This window comes from Methanosarcina subterranea, assembly GCF_055385895.1.
On record NZ_AP042426.1, the window covers coordinates 421,961 to 437,679 of the forward strand.

Consider the following 15,719-nt stretch of genomic DNA (forward strand, 5'->3'; position numbering starts at 1 on the left):
TTCTTCTTATTTTTTCGGAACTGTCTTTTCCAGGGACAAGCCTTCTGAGTTGCGTTAAAGCTCGATTTCTATATCGTAAACCTTTTCCGGATTCTCCTTGTGGATAATCCAGAAAGGCTCTTCTCCATATGTTTCCATTAGTTTTAGGGTCCTTTTCGGGATTGTCTTCGGGCCAAGTACCGCGCCCGGTCTGTCAGGGTCATCGATATAGTCAGTTTCCATCATAAAGCGGGATCCCTCTTCAAGCGCCTGCTCGATTGCCCCTTTAACAGATATGACTCCCGGAAAAATCCCTAGTTCTTCACACGTGTTTACAAGCGGGGGAGAATAATGTTTGACTATCCTGTACATTTTTATTCCTGTTTTTTTTGCCCTTTCTGCTATATCACGTAATTCGGGCTCTCCTACGCTTTCAGTATGCAGCTGGACTGCGCAGTCCTGTTCTTTTCCGAGAGAAAAAGCATGTTCCATTATCTCATTTGAAGCTGTCCAGAAATCTGAGGTTACAGGATAGTGTGGGCGTCCGGATTTTATTCCCACAGCAAGTCCTCTTTCCACATATCCTGCAGCAAGCTCAAGCCCTTTTTTCATGGTTTCTGCAGCTTCTGATAATTCCATATATTCCGTAAGCTTTGAAATCTCAGCAGGGTGGACCCCAAGGACCGGAAAAGCCCCGACTCCAATCTCGCGGATTTTTGATGCGATTTCCACGGTTTCGTCAAAAACCTCAAGATAATCCTCGGGTTTCCTGACTATAATCCCAATGGACCAGCTGGGTTTGGTGACCAGGATTATATGCGTCCCGCCTGATTTCTGAAACTCTTTTACGGCTTCAAAGCCTCTAGCTCTTGGATCTATATGCATATGGTTATCGGTAATCGGAATTTTTGCAGGCATGTTTATTCCTCAAATATTTCCTGAAAGCTTCTTCAAAACTCTCTGTTCAATAACATAAATCCTACATAGTTGGGATCTTTATGAAAGGTTCCGGATTGAATATTATGATTTGAATACTAATTGAATGTACAGTTAACTGTTTAATTTGAACGCCATACTTTTCTTCGTAGGGCGCGAGGGCAGGATTATATTCTGCGAGCCCGTATCTATTTTCTGGACGTATATTCTATACTATTATTACCCAAAAGTTGAAATATGAGCCTTACGTTGAGTACGCGGCGAGATTCAATTATACTTACCAAATTCTTCGAAAAGTTCCCCCTTTTTTAGCTTTTCAATAGCTACGGTTCTTTTAATACGAACCTTACAGATAACGCGAACCTACAGATCTGGTGATAACATGACTAAAACCGCAGCAGTAATCAAAGGTGATGGGGTAGGCCCCGAACTCGTGGATGCGATGCTTAAAGTCGCAGAAGCCGCTGGTACTGATATCGAATTCGTAATGTGTGAGGCCGGAGCAGGCTGGTGGGAGCAGCACGGAGGCAATTCCCTTGTCCCTGATGAAACCTGGCAGATCCTTGACAGCTCTGATGCCTGTTTTAAGGGTCCGACAACAACCCCTGGCGGAATTGGTTCCCCGAGAAGTGTGGCTGTATCTATCAGGAGAAAATACGACCTCTATGCAAATGTCAGGCCAATAAAGACCTTCCCTAACTCAAGTGCACCCCTCGGAGATGTTGAGATGGTCTGTGTGCGTGAAGGGACAGAAGGTCTCTACATAGGAGAGGAAATCCAGCTCACAGACGACGTATCCATTGCGATCAGGAAGATTACCCGCACAGCTTCCAGTAAAATTGCCCGCTACGCCTTTGAGGAAGCCAGAAGTAGAGGTTACGACACTGTTGTGCCCATCCATAAAAGCAACATCCTGAAAATGACCTGCGGCTCTTTCCTGGAAGAAGTCGAAAAGGTTGCACAGGACTACCCGAACATTGAGGTCTGGCCCTATCATATTGATAATATAGCCCAGCAGCTTATTAAGAACCCCCAGATCTTCAATAAAAAAGTTCTCCTTTCTACTAACCTCTTCATGGATGTAATCAGTGAAGAGTGCTCAGCCCTCGTTGGTAGTATCGGACTCATTTATTCTGCAAATATAGGGGACAACTTTGCAATGTTTGAACCGGCTCACGGCTCAGCCCCGAAGTATGCAGGCCAGGATAAAGTAAATCCTGTTGCAACCGTACTTGCAGGAGCCTGGATGCTGGATTATCTTGGTGAAAAGGAAAAGTCCGAAGCCATATTCAGAGCAACTGAACGTGTTATTTCCGAAGGCAGGTATGTGACCTATGACCTCGGAGGCAGCGCAAAACTCAGTCAGATGACAGACGAGATCGCAAGACACACAGAAAAAATACTGAAATAAGGTTTAAAGAATCTAAATACTGCCTAAGTAAAATAAGTGGTAAAAACTGATATAAGAATTAATTAGACTAATATACATTGGTCATCGGTTAAGGAAAAATCGTTATCACTTGCATTGATTTTCATAAAATTTGTTAAATTATTCATCAAATGCAAAACTGGAATCTGATATCGATTTCAATTTAAACACTAAACATTTGGGTTTGAGTTTTTCCGTCGAAATCGAGATCCGCAGCTCAAAATCCTTAACCGAATACAAATGGACTAATATAAGAATTAATAAATCTGATGTAAGATTTAGAAAATCTTATATCATTTTATTTCATTCTCTTTTCGCTTTTTTCGCTTTTTTCGTTTTCTTTTTTGTCTTTTATTGATCTTTGCCCTTTCGCTCTTGATCGTTTGCTTTTACCCTGTGTCTTCTTCTCTCTTTCTCAACTCTAATCCTTCTCTTCTGTCTCTTCTGCCGATTCCTGGATTTTTCCTTTGTTTTTGAGTTTTCTTCCGCCTGTACGTGCCGGGTCGCAGATTGGCTGGTAGAGGAAATATTTCTCAACGTAAGCGAGGAGCTCCTCATCTGAGATGCAGGAAACCCTTTCTTCTTTATCGTAAAGCTTCTGGATCTCTTTCTGGATCTTAAGCAGTCTCCTGTCGTCTTTTTCAACTATGGTTTCAACATCAAGGAGGTTGTTTAAGGTTTCCTGGACCTTGTAACGTATTACCTCAAGGCCTGAAGAGTCGCCTATGAGGAGAAGCCTGGTACCTCCTACCAGTTCAGGGGGGTAGGGTTCATAGTTAAAGGGGTTTTTCAGGACACCTGCAGCATGTATGCCTGACTCATGGGCAAAGATATTTTTCCCGACAACAGCTTTGTTTCTCGGGACTCTGAGCCCGAGTTCCTTTTCCATAAAATCTGCAAAGCGGGTAATAGGTTCAAGGTTGTATTTGTCAAAGCCTTCAATCCTGTCTGCCAGAAAGAGCAGAATTTTTTCCATCTCGCTGTTTCCTGCCCGTTCTCCTATGCCCAGGAAGGTCACACTTGTCCAGTTGGCTCCATGCCAGAAACCTGTAATCGAACTTGCTGACCCGAATCCGTAATCGTCATGGATATGGGTTTCTATGTTCTTTACCCCAATCTCTTTCTTAAGGTGCTGGATAATTTTCGGAATCCCGTAAGGTTCGTCAATATTCATGAACGGCATTCCATACCCAACTGTATCGCAGACTCTTATAATGCAGTCAGGATCAACCTCCATAATCCGTTTTACCAGGGGGAAAACAAAGCCATAATTGTCAGCTCTTGTCATATCTTCCAGATGAGCCCTTGTACGAAGCCCGTGGTCCACTGCATACTGAAGGGCATCAAGATATTTGTCTTCAGCTTCTTCTCTGCCTGAAAGCCTCATCTTTGAATGGATGTGCGTATCCGAGACAGACATCAAAATTCCGGCCTCTTCAAGCCCATCAACTTCCAGAATTTTGTCGATATCAGCTCTTGAAGCCCTTGCCCAGCCTGTTATTTCAGGGCACTCATATCCCCTGTCAAACATAAGTTCAACAGCGTCTCTGTCTCTTTTATTGAATACAAAAGCTTCAAGTTTCTCAATTCCTATCTCGTGCAGGTATTCATAGATTTGAACTTTGTGTTCTCTACTCAAAACTATTCCCGGCATCTGGGAGCCGTCGCGAATAGTGCTGTCACTTATGAAGACCTCGTTTCCATAAGGCAGCTTCAGTTTGGGCAGATCCTCATATGATTCGTAAATTTTCATCTATTGTCCTCCTTTTTCCTTCAGGCGGCAGAGCCCTGCATCGAGAGAGCGGGCTTACACTGCTGGGGTTTTTCCTGTCAAAAAGATACTGTTATGTATGCAGATCGGAAAATCAGATATTAAACAGAAAATAAACCGAAAATTTTCCGTTTCCTGTTTAAAAAACATTTATTTCGGGGAATAACCATCGTTTTTTACTTCAAAGAGCGTTTTAACCTTTCTTCAAAAAACATTTTATCAGGGGCGTTGGAAACTTAACTATTATATGCTATCCTAGTTAAAATCCCTTTCTTTTAAAATATCTATACATGTTATTAACTTTGTAATTATAAAAATGTTTTGAAGTTGCAGCAAATTGAAGAAAATTTTTATTTCTTCCCCTCTTCAAAATTTATTTTCAACGCCATTTGAAGAATAATTGCTTGAGAAAAATACCCTTGTAAGAAAATACCACTTAAGAAAAACACTCACATCGAAGAGCTCCTATTTAAGTTTTGAAGGATTCTCTTTAAAGTTCGGCTTACATGTGGTACAAACTTTTTTGCCTGTTTTTTCCTTTTGCTTCTGGTCTTCCGTTAAAGTTTACTTTCCTTTACTGCCCTTCTTGTCGATAATAAGGTATATCTATAACAAGTTATATTTATAATCGGGTAAATCTGAAATGTTGAATTTATAACTGTCTCTCTATATGCATCTGCATATGGTTTGAATCTTATAAAAATCGCATCTTGTCGGCTCTGGTTATCAAGTCCAGATTTAATATAACTTCCAAATTATATCGCCATATATTTAATTTACATTCGATATATTTGCTTTACTTTTCCCGAGGTAGAACATGTCCGAAATAGTAAGTGTTAGCGGCGGTCCGACTAAACCGGAAATAATTGCAGTGTCCCTCTCCAAACTCGGACTTCAGGATGGGGACCGGTTCGCAGATGTAGGCTGCGGTACGGGATCGGTCTCTATTGAAGCAGCCCGGGTTGCCCGGAACCTGATGATCTATGCAATCGATGCCCGTAAAGAAGCCCTTCTTGCCACGGAGACGAACTTTAAGAATTTTAAGATCGAAAACGCCAATATCTTAGCTGGTGAAGCCTCGGATCTTCTGAGCGCCGGAGGGCCTATCGATTCTGTTGACTGCGCTTTCGTTGGTGGGACAAAAAACATTGACTCCGTGCTTGAGAAACTTGTTGAAAAAAAGGCACGAAGCATTGTGGTAAATGCTGTCCGTATCGAAACCGTTGTCAGGACGATCGAGGCTATGAAGAGATTGGGAATTTTTGATGAGGTGGTCCATGTGGCGGTCTCAAGAAGTGCCCCGATTGCCGGAGAGACTATGTTCAAACCCGAAAATCCTGTGTACATAGTTGTCGGAAAAAAGCAAGCCTGAAAATTATCCTTTTATCATCAGGCTAAGTTACCATTAGTTTAATGAAATCATGCTTTATATCTACCTGTACATTTATGGAGCGATAATATGTTAATAGGAGTAGGACTTGGTCCCGGAGACCCTGAACTTCTGACCCTGAAAGCAGTGAATGTTTTGAAAAACAGTGACAAGGTATATGTTCCAGGACGCCTGGCAAAAGACCTTGTAGCCCCTTACGCGGACGCCGAAATTCTCGAGTTTCCCATGATAAGGGATATCGAAGTCCTGAACGCTCTCTGGAAAGAAAATGCAGACAGGGTGGCAGAAGAAGCAAGAAAAGGGACAGTGGCTTTCGGGCTTATAGGTGACCCTAACTTTTTTTCCACATTCACCCATTTGAAAAAGGTAATGAACAGGCACTACCCGGATGTTGAGACCTCCACAGTGCCGGGAATAAGTTCCATTACATCTTTTGCTGCAAGGACTGATGTGGCAGTCGAAAGTTCCTTTGAAGTAAGCGACGGCTCTGAAATTGGGTATAAAATTCACCTTAAAGCCACACAGCCGAGAAAGATTATGGAACAGCTCGAAGCTGAAGGATATAATGAGTTTATTTTTGCAGAGAGACTCTTTTCGGGCAATGAACTGATTATCGGTAAGAAAGAAGATATCCCGGAAAAAGGGAACTATTTCAGTATCATCTACGGAAAGAAGTGAAGTCGACTGGACGGATCTTCCAGCTAAATAATCTTCTAACTGAACGAATTTTCTAATACTTAAAATACTCAATACAATTCTAAATATCTGTATACGAGCTTGAATTTCAGCATATAACTTTAAACCAGTTACAGTAGCAAAGGGAATGGTCAGATGGAAAGAAAAGTGTATTTTGTAGGAGCAGGTCCCGGAAACCCCAAACTAATTACCGTACTTGGGCGTGAGATGCTTGAAAAAGCGGACCTTGTTATGTATGCGGGCTCCCTCGTAAACCCCGAAGTCCTTAATTACACAAAGGGAAAGACAGTTGATAGCTACGGGCTTACCCTTGATGAGACCACGAAAATAATTGTCGATGCCGTGGAAGCAGGGAAGTTCGTAGTACGCCTTCACAGCGGAGACCCTTCTCTTTACGGATCTGTTATAGAGCAGATGGAAGAGCTGAGAAAATACGAGATTGAAGTTGAAAGGGTAGCAGGCGTCTCGTCTGTCTTTGCAAGTGCAGCTGCTCTTGGCACTCAGCTGACCCTTAATGGTGTTTCTGATACTCTAATTATTACCCGGCCTGCAGGAAAAACCCTGGAAAAAGACCTCATCTCCGAGCTTTCCGCCTATAATACCACCATGGCAATTTTCCTTGGCACGCAGAAGATCAGGGAAATTATGGAAAAAGTCCGCTGCCCCAAAGATACGCCTGTTGCAGTTGTTTTCCACGCGTCCTGGGAGGATGAAGAGGTCATTACAGGGACTGTAGAAGATATCGCAGATAAGGTGAAAGATGCAGGGATTACACGCTCGGCAATGATAATCATCGGTGGGGTTGTTGACCCTAAAAACTACAGGAGGTCCTACCTATACGGAGTAGCCCAGGAACCGCTGTAATTACCTTTGAAAGGAATAGAGAAATTGCATCAAGGATAGCGGAGCATCTTGAAGCTGACCTTTTGCTCTATGAAAAGGGTGTGTTCAGGAAAGCGTTTGAAAACTACGGGACAATCGTTGCAGTTTTTGCTACTGGCATCGTTGTAAGGGATATTGCTCCACTTCTAGATAATAAGTGGTCAGACCCTGCAGTGATCGTTGTGGACTCAAACCTTAATTTCGCAATTCCTCTCCTTGGAGGGCATCACGGGGCAAATGAGATTTCCCGAAAGATTGCGGAATTAGGCGCAGTTCCTGTGCTCACCACAGCCACTGAGGTTCACGGTAAACCCTCTGTTGAGGGAATTGCTGACAGGTTCGGCTGCGAGGTCTTCAATAAAGAATCCACAATCGCTGTAAACTGTGCCCTTCTTGACGAGCAGGTAGAGGTTCTTGAGATTAAAGGACCCAGGATTGTTATTGTGGACGAGGATGTTTCCGTACTTGTTAGAAAAAAACGCGCTGAAGCAAAGGATAACAGCGTCGGAAACAGCTAACAATTAACGCTTATTAACCGATTAAATGAAGAAACTGCATAAAAAAGCAGTGGATAGCAGATTACTGATGATTATCGGAATTGGTACCCGCAGGGGCATTACAAAGGAAGAAGTCATTGAAGCCGTAAAACAGGCGCTTGATGAATGCGGCCTGAGTCTTAAAGAGATTACGGCTTTTGCTTCTGCGAAACTCAAAGAAAATGAGCAAGGTCTGCTGGAAGCAGGTGAAATGCTCGGCATTCCGGTTAAGTTTTTGCCGGATGAAGTGCTGAACAGCTACAACCCCCCTTCCTTGTCCCAGGCTTCGCGCTTTGGGTTAAAAGGGGTTGCAGAGCCTGCGGCGCTGGCCCTATCGGAAAAAAACGAATTGATTTGCAGGAAGAAAGTCTATGGCAGAGTCACAATCGCAATCGCAAGATAAGGCATCCGGCGGAAAGCTCTACGTTGTAGGGATCGGGCCGGGCTCCGTGGAACAGTTGACCCTCAAAGCCCGGGATGTAATCCTCAATGCCGATTATGTTCTTGGGAACAGTACCTATCTGGACCAGATGGAGAGCCTTCTCGGCACCCAGGAGGTAATCCGAAGTTTTATGGGAAAAGAGGTTGAAAGAGCCCGGAAAGCCGTGGAACTTGCAAAAACCGCAAACGTGGTCATGATCAGTGGGGGCGACACCAACGTCTACGGCATGGCAGGTATCGTGCTGGAGGTCGCTGAACACGAAAACCTTGACGTGGACATCGAAATCCTGCCTGGGGTCACAGCAGTCCTTGCCGGGGCAAGCATCCTCGGTGCACCTGTGGTGACGGACTTTGCAGTGATCAGTTTAAGCGATCTCTTAACTCCCTGGGAAGTTATCGAAAAGCGGCTTCATATGGCTGCAGACGCTGATTTCGTGATAGGGCTCTACAACCCAAAAAGCCGCAAGAGACAGTCCAATTTTGCAAGGGCAATCGAAATCATCCGTAAGTACAAGACTGATTCCGTGCCGGTGGGGCTTGTCAAGAATGCCATGAGAGGTGAGGGGGAGGACCAGATCGTGACAACCCTGGGGGAAGTCATGGAACATGAGGACTGGGTGGACATGAGCACCGTCATTCTCGTAGGCAATGGAGAATCCAGGATCTGGAAGTCTCCTAAAAAGGATATCATCATAACACCCAGGGGGTATCAAAGGAAGTATGACTACTGAAAAAAGAGCGAATGAAAACGCAGGGAATCTTGAAAACCTTGAAGAGTTTACCGAGCTTACAGTGGAAGTAGATCCCGAGCTTGTAAAGATCTGTAATGACTCGGGAGCAAGGACTGAAGAGGCAAAAGCCATTTACATGAAAAGCCGGACAATGATCCGGGAAATTGTCGGAAATTCCGCACCCGAAGATCGTTTCCGCCAGCGCTGTGTAATTGCTACCGGAGACCTCTCGGTTGCAGATATCCTGCGTTTTATGCATGACCCCATACCTGCAGGTGTCGAAGCAATTAAAAAAGGCGCTCCTATCTTTGTTGATATTAACATGGTAAAAGCCGGGATCACAAGAGCCGGGCATAAATCCGAAATCATCTGCGTGCTTGACGAAGACCCGGATGCTGCAATTGCTAATGAGTACGGGATAACCAGGACATCGGCAGGTTTCCTGGCTGCCAGAGACAGGCTGGATGGAAGCATCATCGCAATCGGAAATGCGCCTTCTGCCCTCATCATGGTCTGCAAGCTGATCGAAAAAGGTGTAAGGCCTGCTCTTATAATCGGGCTTCCAGTTGGTTTTGTAAATGCGGCCGAATCCAGAGAAATGGTCCGAAACCTGAAAATTCCCATCCCCTCAATCAGTTGTGTCGGAACCCGTGGAGGGACCCCGATGGCAGTTGCCTGTGTAAATGAGCTCGTGGCAATCGCAAGAGAAAGCGAAGAATAATATTTCTGCTTTCTTCTTTTAATTTTATTTTTATTTCAGCCTATTTTTTGTTTTTCTGCCTGCTCTTTACTTTCAGTTTTTATTTTATTTTACTTTATTTATTTTGTTTTAACTCTTTAAGTTTTTTACCATATTTATCAGTCCTTTCCATTTTTTGTTCTTTGACTTTTATTCTCGATCAGATTTTTTCTTTACATCTATTTCTTTCATCTCATCTTTTTCAAAGTCTGTTATTCTCGTATTTCTCTCTTGATTCACTCAGATTCTGAATATTTTTTCTTAATCTTTATTATATCTTTCAATAATTTACTATATAATTAATAGACATAATATTTCATTTATAGCCGTAGTTTTTATTTAATACTCTAAATAATTTGGGTTAAATATGGAATATTTTTGGGGGGAGAAAGTGAAAAAAATTTGTGCTTTAATTCTTGCTCTTATTCTTTTATTTTCAATGGCCACCAGCGCAGCAGCCCTGGAATATAAAGCGATAGCCCGTCAGAGTGGTACGTGTGCGCTTGCAGGCTGGATCGATATGGATGAGGATACAATTACTTCTACCGATCTGGTCGCAATCAAGACGCCTGTAGGGACTTTTGTTTTTCTATCAATCTCGATCTTTGATACGATGACAGGTAACGGCTCTTATAAATCGGGATACACACTTACCCGGAATAATGTTTTCCATGCAGCCGGAAACCTTAATTCTGCACGCCTTTCTGCAGTTGATATAGAAGTCTCTGATATGGAAAGTGACGAAACGGAAATTATAACTGTCAAAGCTAATTGGGCCGGCAAAGGAGAAGCTCTAAAGGGCAGTTCAAAGTTTATTTCTAAATCCGGTGACTGCATAATAAAGAGCAGTGACAGTTCCAGTTATAGAGAGGCTACAGCCACGGCGAGTATAGATAACCTTGATGCAGGAGAAAATTGCTTCGCAGAGCTTGTGAGTTTCAAATCTACCTCTATGGAGATGAAGAAATAAAACAGGTCACAGTTTCCAAAAATTTTATTACAGACTCTATAGAGCTTTATAATTTTATCAGATCAGCATTTTAGTTGAAATTGAGTGTCAGGTTTAGCGCTTAAACAATCTGGTCTAAACTCCTTTTTTATTTTTCTTAATTCTTTTTTTGGTTGTATTCTTATCTATAAATATTCTTACACAGTCTTTTTATACATGCACGAGTATTTAGGATTGTATAAAAAAATACCAGTGAGTGATTAAATAATAATACCAGAAACAAAAAAACAAAAAACGTTTATATATTGTCTAAAGTTCTAGATGATCGAGGAATAATATGAGAAAATCATACACAATACTATTCGCCCTCATAGTTTTGCTTTCAACGGCTATGAGTGTAGAGGCGCTGGAATCTAAATCAATGGCGCGATATAATGGTGCTTATGCATATGCAGATTGGACTGAAACGAATGGTGATGTAACTACCTATACCCATCTATCCGTAACTGAAACAGACGATGGGACTGATATTTATGTTTCAGTGTGGACGTATAACGAAATGACAGGTGAATCGTCCGATAAGTACGGATATATGTGTACAGAGGATGATGTTTTCAATATAGATAAAAAACTTAACTCTGCAAGCCTGTCCGAAGTCGAGATTGAGCTCTACGAGTGGTACTACGATGAAACGGGAGAATATCGTATAACTGAGGGTACTTTGACCGCTAAGGCCGATTGGACCGGCATTGGTGATATTTCAAAGGGCACCTCCAGGTACGTCTCAAGAGATGGAGACTACGTATTCAGGAGTGCTGAGAATTCGCTCTCCAGGGGAGCCTCAGTCACAGGGTCAATAAATGGCAGTGACCTTGGATCTGAGTATTATGCCAGCATGGTCAGTTTCAAATCTGCTTCTATGAATATGGAAAAATAAGCTCATCATCTTTTTTTAAAGGACTTCGAAAGCTTCTAAATCATTATCAGTTGATGCAGGCCTTGTGTTCAACTGATAAAAGGCAAGAGCTGAAAAATCCTTTCGCTCTTTTCTCTTTTTTTCTTCGTAATAAAATATAAGTTAAATAGATTCGCTGACTCTTTTTTAGTTAATGACCGAGAGCCAATAATTGATATTTCATTATTATGGTACCGCATTATCAATGACGTGGCTGATATGTCAGAACCATGGAAAAGAAAGGGAAAAAGAAGATGTGCCGGTATTATTAATACCGTAGAGATGCTCTTTTCTCCAGAGATTACGAGAACGTTCTATCTATTTTACTATTTATGTCATGTAATATAATGTTGCAACCTGTTGAAAACAAAAAAGGTGATTAAGATGGTAACCGAAGATGTCTGGTCACATTTCGGAATGTGATGGATGGCTGCCCTCTGGATAATTATTTACGGTGTATTCTTGTTATTTGTGCCATTCTATAGAAAGAGCCAGGTAAAGCCTTCAGGGGTTTACGTGGCGTTTATTGTTGCGTTTGCACTTGAAATGTTTGGCGTACCGTTCAGCATGTTTGCTATCGGCTGGCTTTTTGGTTTTACCCTGCCTGAAGGCATACTGTGGGGGCATACGCTGGTGCAATATATCGGCTTCTGGGGAATGTATATCGGTATCCTTGTATCCTTAACAGGTGTTGCACTGGTTATATCTGGCTGGAACCGGATTCACAAAGATTACTGGAGTAGAGAGGAAAGTCATGGAAAGCTAGTTACAGGCGGCATTTACAAATATATCCGCCATCCACAATATACAGGTTTTTTTATGATTACACTGGGAATGATGCTAGAATGGGTTACCCTGCCCTTGATAATACTATACTCGCTACTCCTTGTCCTATATTACCGACTGGCAAAAAAAGAAGAGTCAGATGTTGAGAAATAGTTTGGAAATGAATATATTGAGTATAAAAAACGTACTAAGATGTTCATACCTTACATCTTATAAGTCATTTATTTTATATCATTTTTTAAAGCCCTTTATTTCTCCGTTTTTTTATTTTTTAATTATTTTTCCTGCATATTCTCAATATTCGCTATAGACTAACCAATATTATCTTTCTTTTCCATAAATTTCTATCTGTCATTTTTTCATTTTATATAAGATCTTAATAAATTATAATAAGTAACGCATATATTCTTTTTTTACATTATTCAGGAGTGAATCTAATTGGGCAATACTTCTAAGAAACTGGTTCTTTCAGGTATCATTATCCTGATAACCGTTTTAGTTATCTATATCTCTCTCCCTTTTATGTTTAGGGGACCTGCAGCGCCGCTTTTCGTAATACACAACCATGATGTTAATGGTCATGAAGTGGCAGTTGAAGTATTTGATCAACATAACAAATCAATAATTAACGAATCATACAGTCTTGAATCTGAAGGCGATTTTTCGCGAGCCCGCCCTTTAAGCCTACGGTTCCACCGGGAAAAAAGAGATTATACGTTTAAGGTAACTATGAATAAACAGATTATAAATGCAGTTAAGATGGAGATTCCGCATAGTTTATACTTTAGTCGACATATGGTTGTACAGTAAGAACTATGAGTCGGGCGAAATTGTTCCTATTTTCATGGAAATCGCAGAAGTGGTATGAGAAGAAACAGGTCTAATTTACTGTTTCCTTCCCAATTTGTGTTTCAAATTGTGTTTCAAATATACACTTATTTACAAAAAACTTAAAATAGCCACCAGAAGTGGTTCTGGTAGACCATTGAAAGCCCTACAAGGATAAGCACTATTCCGGCTCCCTTTTTGAAGGCTACGTCATACTTTGATATGAGCTTTATTTTCGAAGTGGAGAGGTGAGCTGAGTATGCGAGCAGTAGCATGGGTACCGCAAACCCCGCAGAATAAATGGAGAGGGTTAGTGCACCGGTAGCAGCGTTCCCTTCCAGGGCTACCATGGTCAGGATTGAGGCAAGGATCGGTCCCACACAGGGGATCCAGAGCACGCCGAGGGAAAGTCCTAACAGAAGGCCTGAGATCGGTCCCTTACCTTTCATGTCTGCAAGAAGGGGGAATTTTGCAAAGGCATTGAACAGGCTTATATCAAAGAGTATTGCAAGACCCATTGTGATTATAAGAAGCTCTGCCAGGATCTTCAGCTGACCTATGTATGCCTGAAAAGCTGCTCCAAAGGTTGAGGTCACAACTCCCATAAGGGTAAAGGATATCGAAACTCCAAGCACTATAGCAAGGGGCCTTAACTTTCCTTTTCCTGCTGAACTTGCAAGGACTGCGGGAAGAAGGGGTAGGATGCATGGGGACAGGACGCTGAGCACTCCTGCACTAAATGCAGCCAGGGGGGAAATGGCTTCATAATACATGGTTTTGATTCGATGTTTTTCTGTCTAGTTTTTAACGATGCTGTTTTTTTAATTCCGAAATTCGGCTTTGAGTCCAGAATCTGCCGAAAACCTGAGTTTTTCAGCTGATAAAGGGAGCTTGAAATTAGTTTTCTGGTAAGGCCATTTTTTTACTCTGCATTTACATTTTCATAATAAAGAATGGATCTTTTAATGAGCTCTTCATACACCTGCTTTTCAATGAGTCCCTGAACTCTTGCTTGAGTTCTGTCTGTGGTAATATTTCCATCTCTTTGCATGTAGACATATTTTCCGTTTTCAATGCCCACGACTACAAAGGAATCAGGGATATAGTATGCTCCGAAATAAGCTTCAATTTGAGGGCTCTGGACTAGATCTGCAGACATGACCGTGACTTGTCCTCCGTATTTTGCTGCCAGGTCACTCAGGATAGGTTCCATCTCCCTACAGGCATAGCACCCCTCGGATCCGAGTTTCACAAAGACAGGACCTTCCTGAACGGATGTGTTTATCTGTTCCAGATCGGTTAAATTTACAACAACACTTTCTTCCTGGGTTTCCTGAGCAATTGCGGAGTTTTCCGGGTTTTCAGTACAGCCTGCCGTAAAGAGTACAGATACAAGCAGGATTAGTAAGATAATTAATTTTTTCATGTTCTCAACGTTAATTTTTCATTTTGTAGTTCTTTAGGTTTTCTGTATTAATAATTCTCTCTATCTCAAATAATTTTGTTTTTACTGATTCTGAAAGCTTGAATTCTGCAATAGAATTCTCCATAATACACAAATAATTTACCGTAAACAAAGGTAATAGCTATCTGTAAACTTCCCAATTTAAGGGATTCTATAGAATAAGAATCAATAACTATATTAGAGACCTGCGGTAGGAGTAGAAAATAAATATGGGAAAGAAATGAGAAAGTAAGTCCGGAAAAGGAGAAGAAGAGTAAAAGAATTGGTTCCGATAGAGGAATGCAATTCTGATAAAAAAGTTTAAATGGCTATGGGCTGTGTAAACTTTTTACTTTTTATTCTGACTTACTCTTCCTTAAGGATTTTTTCTACGGCGGTCACGACATTTTCAAAATTCTTCTGCCACTCCGTGCTGTGTTTAAGCTGGTCTTGAACGACCGTGCCCCTGTCTTCCATTTCTGCAATTTTGGGTTCTATGGGAAGTCTGGCAAGTATGGGGACGTTAAAATCTTTTGAGGCTTTTTCAACGCCTCCGCTTCCGAACACATCTATAGGTTTATTGCAATGAGGGCAGATTAGCCCATGCATGTTGTCTACAAGTCCTATCACAGGAACATTTAGTTTTTCAGAGAATGTGATTGATTTCCGGACACTGATAAGGGCTACATCCTGAGGGGTTGTGACAAGCACGGAACCATCACAATTGGGGATAAGCTGTGCCACACTCAGGGGCTCGTCTCCTGTTCCCGGAGGAAGGTCAATAATCAGAAAGTCAAGTGCTCCCCAGAAAACCTCTTCCAGGAACTGCTTGATTGCTCCCATTTTGGCCGGTCCTCTCCAGATTATTGGCGAGTCTTTGTTTTCAAGCAAGAAACCAATAGACATTATTGATAGGTTGGGAAGCACCTGAATTGGGAGAATTCCTTCTTCATTTACCTCAGGTCTTGCGGATTCCAGCCCGAAGATAGTAGGGATAGTCGGGCCATGGATGTCACAATCCAGAAGACCTACCCTGTGCCCGCGGAGGGCAAGCCCTACAGCGAGATTTGCGGCAACTGTACTTTTCCCTACTCCGCCTTTCCCGCTCATTACCATGATCTTACGTTTGATGCGCCTGAGGTTGACTACGATTTTTGGTTCCTCGGGCTTTTTCGATAGGCTTTCCAGTGATTGAACCTTATCTGTCATTTTTATCGCCTGTGTAAA

Annotated in this window: 16 protein-coding genes; 11 read left to right on the forward strand and 5 right to left on the reverse strand. The window is 42.0% G+C overall.

Features of this window, described 5'->3' with window-relative positions:
* Nucleotides 1–54: 54 nt before the first annotated feature.
* Nucleotides 55–897 carry a TatD family hydrolase gene (locus ACZ5A8_RS01785; protein WP_464531883.1) on the reverse strand — a complete coding sequence of 281 codons (843 nt, stop codon included), beginning with the start codon at nucleotides 895–897 and terminating at the stop codon, nucleotides 55–57.
* A gap of 400 nt (nucleotides 898–1,297) precedes the next feature.
* Here ACZ5A8_RS01785 and ACZ5A8_RS01790 point away from each other — a divergent pair, with 400 nt between their 5' ends.
* Nucleotides 1,298–2,326, forward strand: coding sequence for an isocitrate/isopropylmalate dehydrogenase family protein (locus tag ACZ5A8_RS01790; protein WP_464531885.1), 1,029 nt, complete (start codon nucleotides 1,298–1,300; stop codon nucleotides 2,324–2,326).
* 439 nt (nucleotides 2,327–2,765) lie between these two features.
* Here ACZ5A8_RS01790 and ACZ5A8_RS01795 read toward each other — a convergent pair whose 3' ends face one another.
* Nucleotides 2,766–4,097, reverse strand: coding sequence for a homocitrate synthase/isopropylmalate synthase family protein (locus tag ACZ5A8_RS01795; protein WP_464531886.1), 1,332 nt, complete (start codon nucleotides 4,095–4,097; stop codon nucleotides 2,766–2,768).
* A gap of 835 nt (nucleotides 4,098–4,932) precedes the next feature.
* Here ACZ5A8_RS01795 and cbiT point away from each other — a divergent pair.
* From cbiT to ACZ5A8_RS01845, 10 genes are all read left to right on the forward strand, one after another.
* Nucleotides 4,933–5,487: a precorrin-6Y C5,15-methyltransferase (decarboxylating) subunit CbiT gene (gene cbiT / locus ACZ5A8_RS01800; protein ID WP_464531887.1), complete on the forward strand. Its 555-nt coding sequence runs from the start codon at nucleotides 4,933–4,935 to the stop codon at nucleotides 5,485–5,487.
* Nucleotides 5,488–5,574: 87 nt separating this feature from the next.
* Entirely contained in the window at nucleotides 5,575–6,183 is a 609-nt protein-coding gene (locus ACZ5A8_RS01805; protein WP_464531888.1) for a cobalt-factor II C(20)-methyltransferase, read from the forward strand.
* A 153-nt stretch (nucleotides 6,184–6,336) separates the two neighbouring features.
* Entirely contained in the window at nucleotides 6,337–7,065 is a 729-nt protein-coding gene (locus tag ACZ5A8_RS01810; protein WP_229387605.1) for a cobalt-precorrin-4/precorrin-4 C(11)-methyltransferase, read from the forward strand.
* A gap of 62 nt (nucleotides 7,066–7,127) precedes the next feature.
* Nucleotides 7,128–7,601 carry a cobalamin biosynthesis protein CbiG gene (locus ACZ5A8_RS01815; RefSeq protein ID WP_464531890.1) on the forward strand — a complete coding sequence of 158 codons (474 nt, stop codon included), beginning with the start codon at nucleotides 7,128–7,130 and terminating at the stop codon, nucleotides 7,599–7,601.
* 67 nt (nucleotides 7,602–7,668) lie between these two features.
* Nucleotides 7,669–8,022 carry a cobalamin biosynthesis protein gene (locus ACZ5A8_RS01820; protein ID WP_464531891.1) on the forward strand — a complete coding sequence of 118 codons (354 nt, stop codon included), beginning with the start codon at nucleotides 7,669–7,671 and terminating at the stop codon, nucleotides 8,020–8,022.
* Nucleotides 7,991–8,791, forward strand: coding sequence for a precorrin-3B C(17)-methyltransferase (cobJ, locus tag ACZ5A8_RS01825; RefSeq protein ID WP_229387611.1), 801 nt, complete (start codon nucleotides 7,991–7,993; stop codon nucleotides 8,789–8,791). Before ACZ5A8_RS01820 ends, cobJ begins: the two co-directional genes overlap by 32 nt.
* Nucleotides 8,781–9,512, forward strand: a complete 732-nt coding sequence (locus ACZ5A8_RS01830; RefSeq protein WP_464531893.1) for a precorrin-8X methylmutase — start codon at nucleotides 8,781–8,783, stop codon at nucleotides 9,510–9,512. The genes cobJ and ACZ5A8_RS01830 overlap by 11 nt, the downstream gene beginning before the upstream one ends.
* Before the next feature lie 409 nt (nucleotides 9,513–9,921).
* The gene (locus ACZ5A8_RS01835; RefSeq protein WP_464531894.1) at nucleotides 9,922–10,500 is read left to right on the forward strand and encodes a hypothetical protein; all 579 of its coding nucleotides are present in this window, start codon (nucleotides 9,922–9,924) and stop codon (nucleotides 10,498–10,500) included.
* Between the two features lie 355 nt (nucleotides 10,501–10,855).
* The gene (locus ACZ5A8_RS01840) at nucleotides 10,856–11,416 is read left to right on the forward strand and encodes a hypothetical protein (RefSeq protein ID WP_464531895.1); all 561 of its coding nucleotides are present in this window, start codon (nucleotides 10,856–10,858) and stop codon (nucleotides 11,414–11,416) included.
* 444 nt (nucleotides 11,417–11,860) lie between these two features.
* A complete protein-coding gene (locus ACZ5A8_RS01845) occupies nucleotides 11,861–12,373 on the forward strand; it encodes a methyltransferase family protein (protein ID WP_464531897.1) in 513 nt (170 codons plus the stop codon).
* 797 nt (nucleotides 12,374–13,170) lie between these two features.
* On the opposite strand, the gene ACZ5A8_RS01850 is transcribed toward ACZ5A8_RS01845, so the two are convergent.
* From ACZ5A8_RS01850 to ACZ5A8_RS01860, 3 genes are all read right to left on the reverse strand, one after another.
* Nucleotides 13,171–13,821: a cytochrome c biogenesis CcdA family protein gene (locus ACZ5A8_RS01850; RefSeq protein ID WP_322224727.1), complete on the reverse strand. Its 651-nt coding sequence runs from the start codon at nucleotides 13,819–13,821 to the stop codon at nucleotides 13,171–13,173.
* Nucleotides 13,822–13,970: 149 nt separating this feature from the next.
* A complete protein-coding gene (locus ACZ5A8_RS01855; RefSeq protein ID WP_229387623.1) occupies nucleotides 13,971–14,474 on the reverse strand; it encodes a thioredoxin family protein in 504 nt (167 codons plus the stop codon).
* A gap of 384 nt (nucleotides 14,475–14,858) precedes the next feature.
* Nucleotides 14,859–15,701: a P-loop NTPase gene (locus ACZ5A8_RS01860; protein WP_464531899.1), complete on the reverse strand. Its 843-nt coding sequence runs from the start codon at nucleotides 15,699–15,701 to the stop codon at nucleotides 14,859–14,861.
* Between the last annotated feature and the right edge of the window lie 18 nt (nucleotides 15,702–15,719).

Coding starts and splice junctions, on each gene's coding strand:
- ACZ5A8_RS01785 (WP_464531883.1), bottom strand. CDS start 897: ATGCCTGCAAAAATTCCGATTACCGATAACCATATGCATATAGATCCA.
- ACZ5A8_RS01790 (WP_464531885.1), top strand. CDS start 1,298: ATGACTAAAACCGCAGCAGTAATCAAAGGTGATGGGGTAGGCCCCGAA.
- ACZ5A8_RS01795 (WP_464531886.1), bottom strand. CDS start 4,097: ATGAAAATTTACGAATCATATGAGGATCTGCCCAAACTGAAGCTGCCT.
- cbiT (WP_464531887.1), top strand. CDS start 4,933: ATGTCCGAAATAGTAAGTGTTAGCGGCGGTCCGACTAAACCGGAAATA.
- ACZ5A8_RS01805 (WP_464531888.1), top strand. CDS start 5,575: ATGTTAATAGGAGTAGGACTTGGTCCCGGAGACCCTGAACTTCTGACC.
- ACZ5A8_RS01810 (WP_229387605.1), top strand. CDS start 6,337: ATGGAAAGAAAAGTGTATTTTGTAGGAGCAGGTCCCGGAAACCCCAAA.
- ACZ5A8_RS01820 (WP_464531891.1), top strand. CDS start 7,669: ATGATTATCGGAATTGGTACCCGCAGGGGCATTACAAAGGAAGAAGTC.
- cobJ (WP_229387611.1), top strand. CDS start 7,991: ATGGCAGAGTCACAATCGCAATCGCAAGATAAGGCATCCGGCGGAAAG.
- ACZ5A8_RS01830 (WP_464531893.1), top strand. CDS start 8,781: ATGACTACTGAAAAAAGAGCGAATGAAAACGCAGGGAATCTTGAAAAC.
- ACZ5A8_RS01845 (WP_464531897.1), top strand. CDS start 11,861: ATGGCTGCCCTCTGGATAATTATTTACGGTGTATTCTTGTTATTTGTG.
- ACZ5A8_RS01850 (WP_322224727.1), bottom strand. CDS start 13,821: ATGTATTATGAAGCCATTTCCCCCCTGGCTGCATTTAGTGCAGGAGTG.
- ACZ5A8_RS01855 (WP_229387623.1), bottom strand. CDS start 14,474: ATGAAAAAATTAATTATCTTACTAATCCTGCTTGTATCTGTACTCTTT.
- ACZ5A8_RS01860 (WP_464531899.1), bottom strand. CDS start 15,701: ATGACAGATAAGGTTCAATCACTGGAAAGCCTATCGAAAAAGCCCGAG.